This is a genomic window from Palleronia sp. THAF1 (assembly GCF_009363795.1).
GTDB lineage: Bacteria > Pseudomonadota > Alphaproteobacteria > Rhodobacterales > Rhodobacteraceae > Palleronia.
Map to the genome: position 1 here is coordinate 344882 of NZ_CP045420.1, position 14836 is coordinate 359717.

The 14836-nt window shown below is 63.4% G+C and carries 14 protein-coding genes and 1 pseudogene; 2 read left to right on the plus strand and 13 right to left on the minus strand.

Annotated features, from left to right (window positions below):
* Positions 1–4: 4 nt before the first annotated feature.
* The 8 genes from FIU81_RS01760 to FIU81_RS01795 all read right to left on the minus strand — a co-directional run bounded on the left by FIU81_RS01760 (position 5) and on the right by FIU81_RS01795 (position 5827).
* Positions 5–1249: an AAA family ATPase gene (locus tag FIU81_RS01760; RefSeq protein ID WP_124110978.1), complete on the minus strand. Its 1245-nt coding sequence runs from the start codon at positions 1247–1249 to the stop codon at positions 5–7.
* 173 nt (positions 1250–1422) lie between these two features.
* Positions 1423–2079, minus strand: a complete 657-nt coding sequence (locus FIU81_RS01765) for an OmpA family protein (protein WP_124110977.1) — start codon at positions 2077–2079, stop codon at positions 1423–1425.
* Between the two features lie 5 nt (positions 2080–2084).
* Positions 2085–3509: a type II and III secretion system protein family protein gene (locus FIU81_RS01770; protein WP_124110976.1), complete on the minus strand. Its 1425-nt coding sequence runs from the start codon at positions 3507–3509 to the stop codon at positions 2085–2087.
* 175 nt (positions 3510–3684) lie between these two features.
* Positions 3685–4518, minus strand: a complete 834-nt coding sequence (gene cpaB, locus FIU81_RS01775) for a Flp pilus assembly protein CpaB (RefSeq protein ID WP_124110975.1) — start codon at positions 4516–4518, stop codon at positions 3685–3687.
* A gap of 115 nt (positions 4519–4633) precedes the next feature.
* Positions 4634–4840, minus strand: a complete 207-nt coding sequence (locus FIU81_RS01780) for a hypothetical protein (RefSeq protein ID WP_124110974.1) — start codon at positions 4838–4840, stop codon at positions 4634–4636.
* Between the two features lie 93 nt (positions 4841–4933).
* Entirely contained in the window at positions 4934–5128 is a 195-nt protein-coding gene (locus FIU81_RS01785; RefSeq protein WP_124110973.1) for a Flp family type IVb pilin, read from the minus strand.
* 158 nt (positions 5129–5286) lie between these two features.
* The gene (locus tag FIU81_RS01790) at positions 5287–5484 is read right to left on the minus strand and encodes a Flp family type IVb pilin (RefSeq protein ID WP_124110972.1); all 198 of its coding nucleotides are present in this window, start codon (positions 5482–5484) and stop codon (positions 5287–5289) included.
* Positions 5485–5632: 148 nt separating this feature from the next.
* Positions 5633–5827 (minus strand): hypothetical protein, encoded by a 195-nt coding sequence (locus tag FIU81_RS01795; RefSeq protein WP_124110971.1) that lies wholly within the window; start codon positions 5825–5827, stop codon positions 5633–5635.
* A 275-nt stretch (positions 5828–6102) separates the two neighbouring features.
* Here FIU81_RS01795 and FIU81_RS01800 point away from each other — a divergent pair, with 275 nt between their 5' ends.
* Positions 6103–6903: a lytic transglycosylase domain-containing protein gene (locus tag FIU81_RS01800; RefSeq protein WP_320414784.1), complete on the plus strand. Its 801-nt coding sequence runs from the start codon at positions 6103–6105 to the stop codon at positions 6901–6903.
* Between the two features lie 75 nt (positions 6904–6978).
* Here the strand turns inward: FIU81_RS01800 and FIU81_RS01805 are convergent, their stop codons facing one another.
* The gene (locus FIU81_RS01805) at positions 6979–7602 is read right to left on the minus strand and encodes a 3-oxoacid CoA-transferase subunit B (RefSeq protein ID WP_124110969.1); all 624 of its coding nucleotides are present in this window, start codon (positions 7600–7602) and stop codon (positions 6979–6981) included.
* On the minus strand, positions 7602–8318 hold the full coding sequence (locus FIU81_RS01810) for a CoA transferase subunit A (RefSeq protein ID WP_124110968.1): 717 nt from the start codon (positions 8316–8318) through the stop codon (positions 7602–7604). The genes FIU81_RS01805 and FIU81_RS01810 overlap by 1 nt, the downstream gene beginning before the upstream one ends.
* Positions 8319–8442: 124 nt before the next feature.
* Here FIU81_RS01810 and FIU81_RS01815 point away from each other — a divergent pair.
* A pseudogene (locus FIU81_RS01815) lies at positions 8443–8922 on the plus strand (VIT1/CCC1 transporter family protein); the annotation flags it as partial.
* Positions 8923–8943: 21 nt separating this feature from the next.
* On the opposite strand, the gene topA reads toward FIU81_RS01815, so the two are convergent.
* From topA to tldD, 3 genes are all read right to left on the minus strand, one after another.
* Complete coding sequence (gene topA / locus FIU81_RS01820) at positions 8944–11622, minus strand: type I DNA topoisomerase (protein ID WP_124110967.1); 2679 nt, start codon at positions 11620–11622, stop codon at positions 8944–8946.
* A 120-nt stretch (positions 11623–11742) separates the two neighbouring features.
* Positions 11743–12867 (minus strand): DNA-processing protein DprA, encoded by a 1125-nt coding sequence (gene dprA / locus FIU81_RS01825; RefSeq protein ID WP_124110966.1) that lies wholly within the window; start codon positions 12865–12867, stop codon positions 11743–11745.
* A gap of 370 nt (positions 12868–13237) precedes the next feature.
* Positions 13238–14659 carry a metalloprotease TldD gene (gene tldD / locus FIU81_RS01830; protein ID WP_124110965.1) on the minus strand — a complete coding sequence of 474 codons (1422 nt, stop codon included), beginning with the start codon at positions 14657–14659 and terminating at the stop codon, positions 13238–13240.
* Positions 14660–14836: the final 177 nt, after the last annotated feature.

Consider the following 14836-nt stretch of genomic DNA (forward strand, 5'->3'; position numbering starts at 1 on the left):
TCCTTCATACTTCCGCAACGTCGGCGTTCAGCTGGTGGGCCGACAAAGCGATCTTCGCGATTTCCTTGCGCAGCGCGTTCTTCTTGGCGGATTTGGCCAGCGGAATGCCCGTGTCGTTGGCTTCGACGACCTGCTTGCCGCCGTCCGGCAACATCACGTCGATCGACACGCCAAGGCTTTCGGCCAGACGCTTGACCCGGCTTTTTCCGGCCATATCGGTGAATTTCGGTGCGCGGTTCATCACGAAGCGCAGCTTTTCGATGGGCAAGTCTTCGGCCTTCAGCGCACGCAGCAGGCGCAACGCGTTCTGGGCCGAGCGCATGTCGGTCTCCAGCAGCGCGAAATAGGCGTGGGCCCGATTCATCACCGTTTCGGTCCATTGAACGACGGTCGATGGCATATCGATCACGACGAAATCGAACTGCGAAGCGGCGAATGTCAGGATGCGGTCCACGTCCTCGGGGCCGATCATGTCCAGGGGGACCAGCTCGGACGGGGCCGGAAAGACGTGCAGCCGTTCGTCATGGGCCACCATCGCCTGCATCAGGCTGTCGGCGTCCATGGTTTCGGTGTCAGTCAGGATTTCCAGAACGGCATCACGGGGCGACAAGTCCAGATATGTCGAGACCGCGCCGCCCTGAAGCTCCATGTCCAGAATGCAGACACGCGGGGGCTTGTCGCCGCCCAGGGTGCTGAGCTCGTTGGCCAAGTTCACCGCAAAGGTCGTGGCACCAACGCCACCGGCAAGGCCCTGCACGGGAAGGATCACGCCGTTGCGGTCCTCTTTCGACGTCTTCAGCGCGGGCGTCGCAGGCGCGGCTGGTGCGGCGGGCGCGGGGGCAGGCTCTTTCAGGCGCTCGATCGCTTCGCCAAGGGCGCCATCGGGCAAGGGGTAGGGGACGAATTCGTTGGCGCCCAGCTTCAACAGCTGGTGCAGCACCATCGGGCTGACCTCTTCCGCGATGACGATGACGCCGATCTTGCGCGCCGATGCGCTGCGGATCAGGTCGGCGATCTGGGCGACGTTGGGCTCATCCTCGTCGTCCATCGCGATAGCGATGAATTCCAGTTCCTCGGCATCGGGCTGCTTGAGGAACATTGCCGCATCTTGAAACGACAGGTCGCCCCACGCTTCGCCAAGGGCAGTTTCCATGTCCTCGATCAGCAGATCGAAGTTCTGCACGTCCCTGCAGACGGTGCAGGCCCGGATGGGGGCGATCTCCTCGGTCTGGACAGCGTTGCTCGACATTTGCTCAGGTCCTTCGACGAATTTCTACGGTCCGGTCGATGCCGGGCCGCAATGCCGGTTTTCCGGCTTCATCGTCTGTATGCTTGGCAAACCGGGCAGGAATGGGGCCGAAAAATCCTCATTATCCGGCAATCGGGAACACTGGCCGGGAAAGCGCCCGACCGTTTCACCCCCTATTCGCCGCCGCCGCCGCCTTCGTCCGTATCCCCGATGCGCGGCATGTAGGTCGCGCCTTCGACGTACTCGCGGTAGATCACCTCGGCGTATTTGCCGTCGATCAGTGTCGGACGGCCGCCAACGAAGCCGGACACTTCCGTGACCGTGCGGCGGTTGGCCTGTTCGCGACCTTGGGTAACTATCAGCGGCTGCGTTTCCCCGTAGGACACAAGGGCCGCCAGTCGCGCGCCATTCACACCGTTGCGGACCAGTTCGGCCACGACGGCATTCGCGCGGCGCAGGCCCAGCGATTTGTTGTAGCTGGCCGAGCCGACCAGATCGGTGTGACCGTAGACGCGGAAGGTGACTTCCGGGAATTGCCGGATCCACGCCGCCTGCCGTGCGATCACCGCACGGGCGTCGGGGCTAAGATGCGCGCTGTCGAAGGCGAAGGTCACGACAGAATCGATCTCTGCCGAGAAGCGGTTGTTCAGATGCTCGACCTGACCGACCTTGCCGGCCTGGACCATCATGTTGCTCATCGTCGGATTGCCGAATTGGCCTTCGTCCAGATAAGCGCCGACCGGGGCGTTCCAGGTGGGCGAGCCGCAGGATACCAGTGCAAGCACAGAGGTGACGGCCAAAAGGGCGGGGGTGCGGTGTGTTCGGATCATGTGCCCTACTCCATCACGTAGCCGTAGGACCCGGTGTAGTCCTGCCGCGCGACCTCTCCGGCTGCGCCTTGCAGGGCGGGGCGGGTGCGGGTCGTGCCATCGGTGCTGCCGAACAGGAACAGGTCGCGTTCGGTCGGCGGGACCACGCGGTCGGTCGGTAGCGACAGGGCTTCGCCCCGGACCGGCGACACGAGGTGCGCGGTGATGATGATGACCAGTTCGGTCTGATTGCGGTTGTAAGAGGTCGAGCGGAAGAGCGCGCCCAGTACCGGTACGTCACCCAACCAAGGCACCGACGTGATCGCGTCGCGGAAGTCGTCTTCCAAGAGACCGGCGATGGCAAAGCTTTCGCCGTCGCGCAACTGCACGGTGGTCTTTGCTTCGCGGCGAGAGAAACCGTTGACGGCCGCGCCGTTACCAAGGTTGACCACGATAGAGTTGTCGATGGCCGATACGGCAGCGCCCATTTCAACGTTGATGACTTCGTCGGCCAACACGGTGGGGATGAAGTCCAATTCGACGCCGAAAGGTTTGTATTCGATACCGATGCCGCCCAGCGTATCGCGCACCGGGATCGGATATTCACCGCCCGCCAAGAATTCAGCGCCTTGGCCCGACAGGGAAACAAGGTTCGGTTCGCTGAGCGTGCGGATCACACCCTTGCTTTCCAGCGCCTCCAGCACGACTTCCAGCCGCAAGGAGTCCGATCCGAAGGACACGCCAAGCGCACCCTGAACATCGCCGCTCAGCTGGAAGGCGCCATTGTCGACGCCGCCGACGGCGTTCGCGGCGCTGGTGAAGCCACCGCCAGCAAAAACCCCGTTGCCCGTGGCAATACCCAGCGAGCTGGACAGGGATTTCGAGACGCTGCGGCTCATTTCCGCGAAGCGCACCTTCAGCATGACCTGCTGCTGGCCGCCCACGCTCATCAGGTTGGATACGCGTTCGGGGGCGTAGCGTTCGGCCAGCTCCAGCGCGCGGTCCAGCGCGGTGATCGACGACACGATGCCCGACATGACGATCCCGTCATTCGCGGTGCGCACCTCGATTTTTTCACCGGGTAGGATCTGTTGCAGACGTTCCTTGAACTCGCCCAGGTCGGGAACGACCTGCACGTCCACGTTTGTGATCAGCCGCCCTTCCGCGTTCAGAAGCGTCAGTGTCGTGCGGCCGGGCGTCTTGCCCAGAACGTAGACGGTGCGATCGGACAGCGTCGAGATATCGGCGATCGCCGGATTGGCGATGGACAGCTCGGCGAAGGGGACGTCGCTTTCCACCACGACCGCGCGGTTCATCGGCACCCGAAGGGCCGAGGACGTGCCGTTCGACAGGACGCGCAGGTTCTGCGCATCAAGTGGAGTGGCCGCGATGGTGCCGAATGTCATTGCAAGGCCGACGGATGCGGCCCTTAGAAAACTGCTCATATGCATGTGATCCTGCCTCTGTGATCACTCAAGATGCGGGTCTTTGCGCCCGCGATTGGGATGACGATGCGCAGATGTGTCTTTTTTTGCAATGCTTTTGGCAGGCCCAGGAATTGCCCTGCGTCAAAGGCGCAACACCGACATGGTGCTGCGCCTTCAAAGAGAGCTGGGCGAAAGCCAATCAGCCGTCGTTGCAGGGGATTGGGATTTCCACGACTTCGGAACCGCGGCGGGTGCGGATCGAGCAGGTCTTTGGGGCGACGGGCGCTTCTGCACGGGTCTCTTCCTCGATCCCCAGAAGCTCGCGTTGATCGATCTCGACCTGCTCTGACACGATCTGATCCAATGCACCGACGAGGGCCAGCGAGAGACGGCCAGAGGATTGCGCCTGAGCGAACGCGGCCACTTGGCGCGGTGTCGCTTCGACGGTGATCGTGCGGGCCACGGTGGCGCCGGCGCGTTCAGAGTCGGCGGACTGGTCAACCGCGACGATGCGCACGTTGGTGTCGATCAACTTGGTCACCTCGCGTCGCTCATCCGGCAAGGTGCCCGTCCAGAAAAGATCGACCTCATCATCGGGGCGCAGGAAGCCGGACACGCCAGAGGCCACGTCGACCCGGATCGCGAAGGCGCGCATTCCTGAGGACAGACGTGTGGCGACGCCTGCATCCTCTCCGGGCTTGGTAACCTTGTTGGCCAGAACCGGCTCGTTCTTCAGCATTGCCCGGATCACGGTGCGCGGCACGTCGAAGCCTTGCGGGAACAGGTCTTCGGCGACCGTGAACGTGCCTTCGGGCAGCGCATCGGTCGGAAGTTCCAGGTAGTGCAGGTCATCCGTCGTCAGTGGCGACCCGTAAGCAATGTCATGCTTGACGGCGATGATCTCGGTCATGGGCACCGCTGGTTCTGCGACGGCCGTCGTCTCAAGCGAGGCGATGTAATCGCGGGCCATGTAAACGGCGAAGCCGGCAAGCCCGAGGCCTGCGATCAAGACTGCAATGAATACGCTACGCATGTGTCGATCCTCGAAAGGGTGGTGGGGCGTGCGCCCCTCTGCTGATCGGCAGACTGCGGGATGATTGCGGCCAAATCGTGCCACCGCCGCGCCGTTGTCGTGAAAATGTGGACAATCAACCCTGCCAGCCGGGCCAGATCTTTTCCGGCAAGTCTTCTTCCTGGAGTTTGTTGTCGATGGTCACGCCGGTGGAAACGGCCGCGCCGCGTGTCGTCAGTCCGGCAAACAGGGCGAAGCCGCTGAGCACAGAGATGATAACAGCGAAAACGATCCAATCCGGCAGGGCACCGTCTTCGTTCTGAAGGAATTTGGTCAAGGCCATGGGTCTTCTCCACAACTCGTGTTTTCCATGAAGAAAGGGCGCGGCGCATTTTCATGCGCCGCGCCCGCTTTGCGCCGAGCTGGGCGCGCTGGATCAGAACGCCTTATCGACGGTGATCGTGTTCAGGTAGCTGGAGATGTTCTGCGTCACACCCTTGGTGCCGGTCGTCACGGACGACAGGACGGCAATGCCCAGGCCAACAACGGCGGCGGTCAGAACGACCCAGTCGACGGTCACGGCGCCATCTTCGTCGTTGGAGAAGGTCTTGATGATGTTGAGGAAGGTCATGGTTGGCTCCTAAGTTTTCTACTATGGACCGGTGGGGTTACCGGCGTTGGGGTTGGTGGTCTTGGTATGACGGGCGATCTGGGCTTCTTTGCGACGATCACCCGACCATTTCGGGGTTGTTTTCCGACGGGCCGTGGCGGCGGCCCGACGGGCGGACCTTACGGGAAGGTCGTGGTGATGGTTGTGCCCTCGAGGTGGCTGGACACGGCTTCCGTTACGCTTTTGGCGCCGGAGGTTACGGTGCTCAGGACAGCGATGCCGAGGCCGACGATGGCGGCGGTCAGCACGACCCAGTCCACGGTCACGGCACCGTCCTCGTCGGCGACAAAGCTCTTGATGAAGGGCCGGATGAACATGGTCTTTTGCTCCTGAGAGTTTTTTGCGAGGCCGCCGTTGCAGTGGTCGTCGGCGGCGATGTGAATGGTATGGCTTGGCTTTGGGGCGCGATTGCGGCGAGGTTCGTAAGTTTTCAGGACAATCTGCGGAAACTTGTGAGGCAGTCGTTTACGGGTACTGCGTGGTCACGATGTGCCCGTTGTAGTGCGTGTCGGCGGTGTTGTAGCTGGTCTCGGTAGAGGTCACCGACGTCAGCACGCCCATGCAGATCGCACCCACAAGTGCCACCTGAAGAACCCAGTCGGTGGTGAACGCACCGCTTTGGCAACGGGCAAAACGGGCAAAGGTCTTGATAAGGGGCATCGTTACGTCCTGCGTTGGTATGCCCCTAACAGGCACCTGCAATCGGACGTGGGTAAGTCTGGCACGCGTCGGCTTTCGGGCGATTTGAGGCCGCATCTGCCACTTTTGGCCCGGTCTTCTGCGGCATAGGCGGCACGCTTGGGGCTTTTCGTACCTACGGACGTAGGGCCCGCGCGTGTTTCGTGGCAGGTTGGCGAAAACCAAGATCAATAAGAACGAGCAGTCTCATGACGATAAGATGCGCCTTTGCCGCGTTTATGGCCGCGTGCGTGGCGATGCCCGCCATCGCCGAGCCGCCCCCGTTTCGCGATTTCACCTTCAAGCGCGTGGGCGTGCCCAAGAAGGGGCAGGTGAACAGACTGGTGCAGATCGACCCGGCAGAGCAGGCGAGGATCCTGGCCGTGCCCAAGCGCGCGCCTTCCGTCGCGCCAGAGGGTGAAGCTTTCGCCGCTCTACCGGATGCCGCGCCGAAGTCCGCGAAGTACGACTGGTTCTGGAAAAAAGTCCCGCGCAACGGTATCGGCCCCGGTGGACTCGAAAGCGCGATGGCGGTCCTGGGCGCACCGCCTGCGGGTGTTGGGGGCGGCGGCTATCGGTTGGAGACATTGAAAAAGATTGCCGACGCCCACGGCGCCACGATCCTGGGCGCCACGATCGGCACGCAGGTCTCTCCGGCGCTGGCATTGGCGGTGATCGCGGTCGAATCGGCGGGGCGACCAACGGCGGTCAGCCACGCGGGGGCGCAGGGCCTGATGCAATTGATGCCCGCCACGGCAGAGCGTTTCGGCGTGAAGGACAGCAACGACCCACGCCAGAACATCTCTGGCGGGGTGAAGTATCTGCATTGGCTGATGGATCGCTTCAAGGGCGATCCGCTGCTGGTTCTGGCAGGCTACAATGCGGGAGAGGGCGCGGTGGACAAACACAAGGGCGTGCCGCCCTACGCCGAGACGATGGACTACGTGCCCAAGGTGCTGGCCGCCTTCAACGTCGCGCGCGGGCTGTGCGCCACGCGGCCAATGCTGATCTCGGACGGTTGCGTCTTCGTGGGCGACCGAATGGCGCAAGCGAACTGACGCGCCGCTTCATCGTTCTCCCAAATACCTCGGGGGGCGGCGAAGCCGCGGGGGCAGAGCCCCCACAACAGATCATCAGACGATGGTCGCCTCGGTCGCGGCGCGCAGGTCATCTTCTGACACGTCCGGCGCGGTTTCGACGATGCGCAAGCCGCCATCGACGACATCGAGCACGCCCAGATTGGTGATGATCCGATCCACGACGCCCGTGCCCGTCAGCGGCAAAGAGCATTCCTTCAAGACCTTCGACTCACCCTTCTTGTTTTGGTGATCCATGACCACGACGACGCGCTTCACGCCCGCCACAAGGTCCATCGCGCCGCCCATGCCCTTCACCAGCTTGCCGGGAATCATCCAGTTCGCCAGATCGCCATTCTCGGCCACTTCCATCGCGCCAAGGATCGCGCAGGCGATCTTGCCGCCGCGAATCATGCCAAAGCTGGTGGCGCTGTCGAAATAGGCTGTGCGGTCGAGTTCAGTGATCGTCTGCTTGCCGGCGTTGATCAGGTCGGGATCCTCGTCGCCCTCATACGGGAACGGGCCCATGCCCAGCATCCCGTTCTCGGATTGCAGCGTGATGTCCTTGTCGCCGGTGTAATTCGCCACAAGCGTCGGGATGCCAATGCCAAGGTTCACGTACATGCCATCTTCCAGCTCGGCGGCGGCGCGTTCGGCCATTTGATCGCGGGTCCAGGGCATCATTTCTTCTCCCGTAAGGTGCATTGTTCGATGCGCTTCTCGTGATCGCCCTGCACGATGCGATGCACGTAGACGCCGGGCAGGTGGATGTGATCGGGGTCCAGCGATCCGCGCGGCACGATTTCTTCGACTTCGGCCACGCAGACCTTGCCACACATGGCGGCGGGGACGTTGAAGTTCCGCGCGGTCTTTCGGAAGATCAGATTGCCGGTGTCGTCGGCCTTCCACGCCTTGACGATGGCAAGATCGGCGACGATGCCACGCTCCATGATGTATGTCTCGTCCGCGCCGTTCTCGCCGGTGGGGAAGTCCTTGTGGTCCTTGCCCTCGGCGATCTGGGTGCCCACGCCCGTCTTGGTGTAGAAGCCGGGAATGCCCGCTCCGCCCGCGCGCATGCGTTCTGCCAGCGTGCCTTGCGGGTTGAACTCGACCTCCAGCTCTCCGTCGAGGTATTGGCGCATGAACTCGGCGTTCTCACCCACGTAGGACGACATCATCTTGCGCACCTGCTTGGTCGCCAGAAGGATGCCGATACCGAAATCATCCACGCCTGCATTATTCGATGCGAAGGTCAGATCGGTAACGCCCGCCCGCTTGATCGCCGCAAGCAGCAGTTCGGGGATCCCGCACAGGCCGAAGCCGCCTGCCGCGATCAGCATATCATCGCGCAAGAGACCGTCGAGCGCGGCGTCTGCGGTGTCGTAGATTTTTTGCATATCGACCTCTGAAGGTTATCCCTCCTTATGTGTTGCGCTCGAAGCGGAGTGTCAAACGCGCGGCTTGCGATAGACGAAACAATCGTTAACTTAGAATCATTCTAAGGGGCGCGCGATGACACACAGGACAGATGAAGAGCAAAGGGAATTTGTTCTGACCTATATCCAGCCCGGTCTGGCTGGGCTGATGGACGGTTCGGTCTCGACGCTGGCACCCATCTTCGCAGTGGCTTTCGCGACGCAAGACACCTGGACCACCTTCATCGTCGGGCTTGCCGCATCGCTGGGCGCGGGCGTGTCCATGGGCTTTACCGAGGCCGCGTCCGACGATGGGGTGATCTCGGGGCGCGGCTCTCCGATCACGCGGGGTGTGGTGACGGGCGTGATGACGACGATCGGCGGGCTGGGCCACGCCTTGCCCTACCTGATACCGTCCTTCTGGGTCGCCACATGGACCGCCATCGCGGTCGTCTTCGTCGAGCTATGGGCCATCGCGTGGATCCAGCACCGCTGGATGAAGACGAACTGGGCGCGCGCCATCGTTCAGGTTGTCGTCGGCGGTGCGATCGTCACCGCCATCGGGATGAGCCTTGGCGCTGGGTAGGGTCCACCGCGCTAAGGCTGGTCACTCATCTTTCTTAGCGGCGGGCTTCTTGGCCGCAGCTTTCCTGGCCGGAGCCTTCTTCGCCGCCGTCTTTTTCGGTGCAGCCTTTTTCCTTACGGGCTTCTTGCCGGACTTGGCTTCGCGTTCCGCGATCAGCACCGTCGCCTGATCCATCGTCAGCATTTCGGGATCTGTCGTGTCCGGGATGGTGGCGTTCACCTTTTCCCACTTCACGTAAGGCCCGTATTTGCCTTTCATGATGTTCACCGGCCCACCGCGTTCCGGGTGTTCACCCAGCTCTTTCAGCGGTGTCGCAGGCGCACCGCGCTTACGGTCGGGCTTTTCGGCCAGCACCTGAACGGCGCGGTTCATGCCGATCTCCCACACGTCGTCGATGCCTTCGAGATTGGCGTTTTTGCCGCCCTTGTGGCTGATCGATTCCGCGTGCTTCAGATAGGGGCCATAGCGCCCGATGTTGGCCCAGATGGTCACGCCATCCTCGGGATGCGGCCCGATTTCGCGCGGCAAGGCCAGCAGGCGCACGGCCTGCTCCAGCGTCGTTTCCTCTGGTGGCCAATCCTTCGGGATCGACTGGCGTGGCGGCTTCTTGTTCTCTTCCGTCACCTCGCCGCGCTGGACATAGGGGCCGAAGCGGCCCTTGAACGCGTAGATCTTGTCGCCCGTGTCTTCACCCAGCAGCTTGCCATCCGGCGGGATCGCGTTCTCGGCTTCTTCGCCTTCGAGCGGGGGACCGAAGGGGCGCGTGAATCGGCATTCCGGGTAGTTCGAGCAGCCGATGAAGGCCCCGCCAGAGCGTGCGGTCCGCATCGAAAGCCGACCCTTTTCGCAGTTCGGGCAGAGGCGCGGATCGGTGCCATCGGGTTTCGGCGGGAACAGGTGCGGCTCCAGCACCTCGTTGATCTTCTCCAACACCTCGGTGATGCGCAGCTCTGACGTCTCTGCGATGGCGGCCGAGAAGTCTCGCCAGAAGCGCGACAGCAGGTTCTTCCAGTTCTCATCGCCTGCCGACACATGGTCCAGGTCGGCTTCCAGATCCGCGGTGAAATCGTAATCCACGTAACGGCGGAAGTAATTTTCCAAGAAGGCGATGACCAAGCGGCCCTTATCTTCCGGGATCAGCCGGTTGCCATCTTTGCGGACGTAATCGCGGTCCTGGATGGTCGTCACGATAGAGGCATAGGTGGACGGACGCCCGATCCCCAGCTCCTCCATCCGCTTGACCAGCGTCGCCTCTGTGTAGCGCGGCGGGGGCTGGGTGTGGTGCTGAAGCGCCAGCACGGCGCCATTGTCGGACAGTTGCGCCGTGTCGGCTTTGGCGTGCTGCGCTTTCATCCCGCCAAGCGCGAATTTCGCGGCCTCTCCTTGGGATATCTGCGGCAGGCGGGCGTCGTCGCCATCATCGGCGGGTTCGTCGCGGCCTTCCTCATAGACGCGCAGGAAGCCGTCGAAGGCGATGACCTGTCCGGTCGCACGCAGGCCGACCTCTCCGCTGTCGTCGCGGATCTCGACGGTCGTGCGTTCCAGCCGCGCAGCCTCCATCTGGCTCGCCAGCGTGCGCTTCCAGATCAGATCGTACAGCTTGCGCTGATCGCTGTCGGCGATGCGTAGGCTTTCGGTATCTGCCGACATTTCCGTCGGGCGGATGCACTCGTGCGCTTCCTGCGCGTTCTTCGCCTTGTTCTTGTAGATGCGCGGGCTGCCGGGCACGTATTTGTCGCCGTAGCGGTCCTTGATCGCGGCGCGCGCGCCTTGCACGGCCTCGGGCGCCATGTCGATGCCGTCGGTCCGCATGTAGGTGATGTGGCCGGCTTCATAAAGGCGCTGGGCGGCGGACATGGTCTGGCGCGCACCCATGCCGAACTTGCGGCTGGCTTCCTGTTGCAGGGTCGACGTCATGAACGGCGGCGCGGGATTGCGCGAACCGGGCTTGGCTTCGACGCTCGCGACTTTCAGCGCGCGGCCCGCGACGGCGGCCAGCGCCATTTCGGCCTGCGTCGCGTTTTCCAACGTGAAGCGTTCGACCTTTTCACCGCCCAGCAGGGTCAACCGCGCCTCGAACGTCTGACCGCGGGGCGTTTCCAACAGCGCCTTGACGGACCAGTATTCGCGCGGGCGAAACGACTCGATCTCCATCTCGCGCTCGACGATCAGGCGCAGACATACGGATTGCACGCGGCCCGCTGATTTCGCACCGGGCAGCTTGCGCCACAGCACCGGGGACAGGTTGAAGCCCACAAGGTAGTCAAGAGCGCGACGGGCGAGGTACGCCTCGACCAGCGGCGCATCGACCTGGCGGGGGTTCTTCATCGCCTCTGTCACGGCCGCTTTGGTGATCGCGTTGAACACGACGCGGCTGACGGGCGTGTCCTTCTTTAGCACCTTGCGCTTGCGCAGCGTCTCTTCCAGGTGCCACGAAATCGCCTCTCCCTCGCGGTCTGGGTCGGTTGCGAGGATCAGGGAGTTGTCGTCCTTCAGCGCGTCGGCGATGGCCTTGACGTGCTTCTTGCTGTCGGACCCCACCTCCCAAAGCATCTCGAACTCATTGTCCGGATCGACCGATCCATCCTTGGGCGGCAAGTCCCGCACGTGTCCGTAAGAGGCCAGGACCGTGTAGTCCGAGCCGAGGTACTTGTTGATGGTCTTTGCCTTGGCAGGGCTTTCGACGACGACGACCGGCATGGGTCTTCCTTATCCCGCGATTAGGGGGCTTGATGTGGGCAGCCGGGGCAACTTGTCAATCGACGTAGAGTTTATCGCGTCTTGAGCGGCGTCGGTGATACTGCGCCGCGCGCTTCCGCATCAGGCGTCCAGCTTGCGCAGAAGGCCACCCGGATCGCGGGTGATGCGGCCCTCCATCTCTAGCGTAGTCAGGCATCGGGCGAGTGTTGCCGTCGGCAGGTCCAGATCGCGGATGAGGGTATCTTCGGGGCTGGGCGAGGGGCCAAGCCGATCGAGGATCTGGCGATGCAGGGCGTGGGTTTCGCGCAAGGGCGTGCGCTTCTGCGGCTGTGCCACGGGGTCGGGAGCGGGCTTTGCAGCGAGCGGACCGATGGCATCCAGCACGTCCTGCGGCCCGCGTACCAGCGTGGCCCCGTCGCGGATCAGCATGTTGCAGCCGGACGCGCGCGCATCGAAGGGGTGGCCGGGAACGGCCAACACGTCGCGGCCCTGATCCAGCGCGTCGCGGGCGGTCAGCAAAGAGCCGGACTTGGCCGCAGCCTCGACCACCACGACGGCACGGGACAGGCCGGAAATCAGGCGATTGCGGCTGGGGAAGTGGCGCGCTTGCGGGCGCAGGCCGACGGGCTGTTCGGACAGGATCAGCCCGCGTTCGCCCAACTCCTGTGCCAAAGCCGCGTTTTCGGATGGGTAGACCACGTCCACACCACCCGCGAAGACGGCGATGGTGCCGGTGTCCATCGTTGCCTTGTGAACTTCGGTGTCGATCCCGCGCGCGAAGCCGGAAACGGTGGTGATCCCGGCCTTACCCACGCCAGCCGCCAGCGATTTTGCGCAGCGCAGGCCAAGGGAAGAGGCGTTGCGCGCGCCAACAAGTGCGACTCGGGGGCGGGTAAGGAGCGATGCGTCGCCCAACGCCCAAAGGATCGGCGGAGCATCCGGCAGGTCCAGCAGCGCGACAGGATACGTGGGGGAACCGATTGCGATCGGTGTGACACCTGCCAAGCGCGCGCGGCGCAATTCATCGGCGGCGATTTCGGGCGGGCAGACGGCGTAGTCGGTGACACCCGCGTCGCGGGCGATGCCCGGCAAAGCTTCCAGTGCCGATTCCGCCGAACCGTATTCTGCGACCAATCGGTGGAACGTGGTGGGTCCGACACGGCGAGAGCGCAAGAGACGAAGCCAGACCAGCCAATCTTCCGGGGTGTGGGGGGGGTGAGGGGGTGTGGAAGGGATGTGATCCATGTAACCCGTCTCGCTCCGTCTTCTTGCAAGGACAGGTATGAAGCGATTCAGGTTAAGGGGTGGTTAATCGAAAGGAGAAAATTTCCAGATCATCCGATTTTCTCCGCACCGGTGAAACTGTCGCGCGGTAGCAACCGTATCGCCAGCCAGCACAGCCCGATCCATCCGGTGCGCCGTAATTCTCGGGCAATCAGGACGGCAGGCAGTGCAGCGATCAGTCCGATATCCGCCGAGGTCGCCACAAGAGACGAAGCTGTGGCGGGGCGGAAGGGCAGATCGACGACAAACGCCGTGAAGGCGGCCAGAACAAGGTCGCTTCAGGTGATCCGATGCGCGCGTTTCTTTGGCAGGCGAAAGAGCCGCGCGATCTTCACGCCGCCGAGCCACCCACCGTCAGGCCTCCGATCAGCAGGGTTGGCTGGCCGACGCCAACCGGCACCCACTGGCCCGCCTTGCCGCAATTGCCGATGCCCGGATCCAGCGCCATGTCGTTGCCGACCGCGCGAATCTTTTGCAGCGCGGTGGCTCCGTCACCAATCAAGGTGGCTCCATTCACCGGGGCGCCGACCTTGCCGTTCTTCACGCGGTAAGCTTCTGTACAGGAAAACACAAACTTTCCGTTGGTGATGTCGACCTGACCGCCGCCGAAGCCGACGGCGTACAGGCCGTCGTCCAGACCCGCCAGAATGCTCGAAGGGTCTTCGTTGCCGGGCATCATGTAGGTGTTCGTCATCCGAGGCATCGGCGGGTGCGCGTAGCTTTCGCGGCGACCGTTGCCGGTGGGCGCGACCCCCATCAGCCGCGCGTTCTGGCGGTCCTGCATGTAGCCGACCAACACGCCGTCTTCGATCAGCGTCGTGGCGTTCGACGGCGTGCCCTCGTCATCCACGGAAATCGACCCACGCCGATCGGGCAGGGTGCCGTCGTCCAGCACAGTGATGCCCGGCGACGCGATGCGCTGGCCCAGAAGACCGGCGAAGGCGCTGGTCTGCTTGCGGTTGAAGTCGCCTTCCAGCCCGTGACCGATGGCCTCGTGCAGCAGAATGCCGGGCCAGCCGGGGCCAAGGACGACATCCATGATCCCCGCAGGGGCCGGTTCGGCGCGCAGGTTCACCAGTGCGATTCGCAAAGCCTCGCGCGTCGTCGCCTCCCAATGGGTGCGGTCCAGCAGGCCGGTCAGGGCGTAGCGTCCGCCAGAGCCGTGGTAGCCCTGCTCGCGACGCCCCTGATCCTCGACGATGACCGAGACATTCAAGCGGGTCATGGGCCGCACGTCGCGCACCGATTGGCCGTCGGCGCGCAGGATTTCGACCTCCTGGATCGACGCGGCCAGCGTTGCGGACACCTGCACCACCCGCGGGTCCAGATCGCGGGCGAAGGCGTCGATCTCGCGCAGCGTGTCGATTTTCACGCCGAAGGGCGCGTCGGTCATCGGGTCGTTGTCTGTATAAAGGTGGCGGTTCGTGGCCGGCGGGCTGTCGGCCATCGTGCCGCCGCCGTCGCCCACGGCCAGCCGCGCGGTATCGGCGGCGCGCAGTAACGCGGCTTCGGTCAGTTCGGTGGAATGAGCATAGCCGGACACTTCACCCTTCACCGCGCGAAGGCCGAAGCCCTCGGTCGCGTCATAGGCCGCGTTCTTCACGCGTCCGTCGTCGAATGTGATCGCCTCTGACCGCTTGCGCTCGAAGAATATCTCTCCGTCGTCGGCGCCATCCGTGGCGCGGCGCAGGGCGCGCAGGGCGGACTCGGCGTCGATACGGGTGTCGAGGGGGCGGAAAGGGGCGTCGGGCATCACGATCTCCGGGGCTGGGCCTGCGGTATCACTTAGGCATGTCCCGGAGTGGTTTCCAACGCGCGATCCCCGCGTTTCGGCGCAAATGACGCATTGGTCGCGCTTGCCCACAGGCGTGCATTGTGGTTCTAAGCATCGACTTTCCAAAGGGCCGGGTCCGCGCAGCCAGCGAGACCA

Coding starts and splice junctions, on each gene's coding strand:
- FIU81_RS01790 (WP_124110972.1), bottom strand. CDS start 5,484: ATGTTCATCCGGCCCTTCATCAAGAGCTTTGTCGCCGACGAGGACGGT.
- topA (WP_124110967.1), bottom strand. CDS start 11,622: ATGCCGGTCGTCGTCGTCGAAAGCCCTGCCAAGGCAAAGACCATCAAC.
- FIU81_RS01760 (WP_124110978.1), bottom strand. CDS start 1,249: ATGTCGAGCAACGCTGTCCAGACCGAGGAGATCGCCCCCATCCGGGCC.
- FIU81_RS01770 (WP_124110976.1), bottom strand. CDS start 3,509: ATGCATATGAGCAGTTTTCTAAGGGCCGCATCCGTCGGCCTTGCAATG.
- FIU81_RS01800 (WP_320414784.1), top strand. CDS start 6,103: ATGCCCGCCATCGCCGAGCCGCCCCCGTTTCGCGATTTCACCTTCAAG.
- FIU81_RS01780 (WP_124110974.1), bottom strand. CDS start 4,840: ATGGCCTTGACCAAATTCCTTCAGAACGAAGACGGTGCCCTGCCGGAT.
- FIU81_RS01810 (WP_124110968.1), bottom strand. CDS start 8,318: ATGCAAAAAATCTACGACACCGCAGACGCCGCGCTCGACGGTCTCTTG.
- FIU81_RS01765 (WP_124110977.1), bottom strand. CDS start 2,079: ATGATCCGAACACACCGCACCCCCGCCCTTTTGGCCGTCACCTCTGTG.
- tldD (WP_124110965.1), bottom strand. CDS start 14,659: ATGCCCGACGCCCCTTTCCGCCCCCTCGACACCCGTATCGACGCCGAG.
- cpaB (WP_124110975.1), bottom strand. CDS start 4,518: ATGCGTAGCGTATTCATTGCAGTCTTGATCGCAGGCCTCGGGCTTGCC.
- FIU81_RS01785 (WP_124110973.1), bottom strand. CDS start 5,128: ATGACCTTCCTCAACATCATCAAGACCTTCTCCAACGACGAAGATGGC.
- FIU81_RS01795 (WP_124110971.1), bottom strand. CDS start 5,827: ATGCCCCTTATCAAGACCTTTGCCCGTTTTGCCCGTTGCCAAAGCGGT.
- dprA (WP_124110966.1), bottom strand. CDS start 12,867: ATGGATCACATCCCTTCCACACCCCCTCACCCCCCCCACACCCCGGAA.
- FIU81_RS01805 (WP_124110969.1), bottom strand. CDS start 7,602: ATGCCCTGGACCCGCGATCAAATGGCCGAACGCGCCGCCGCCGAGCTG.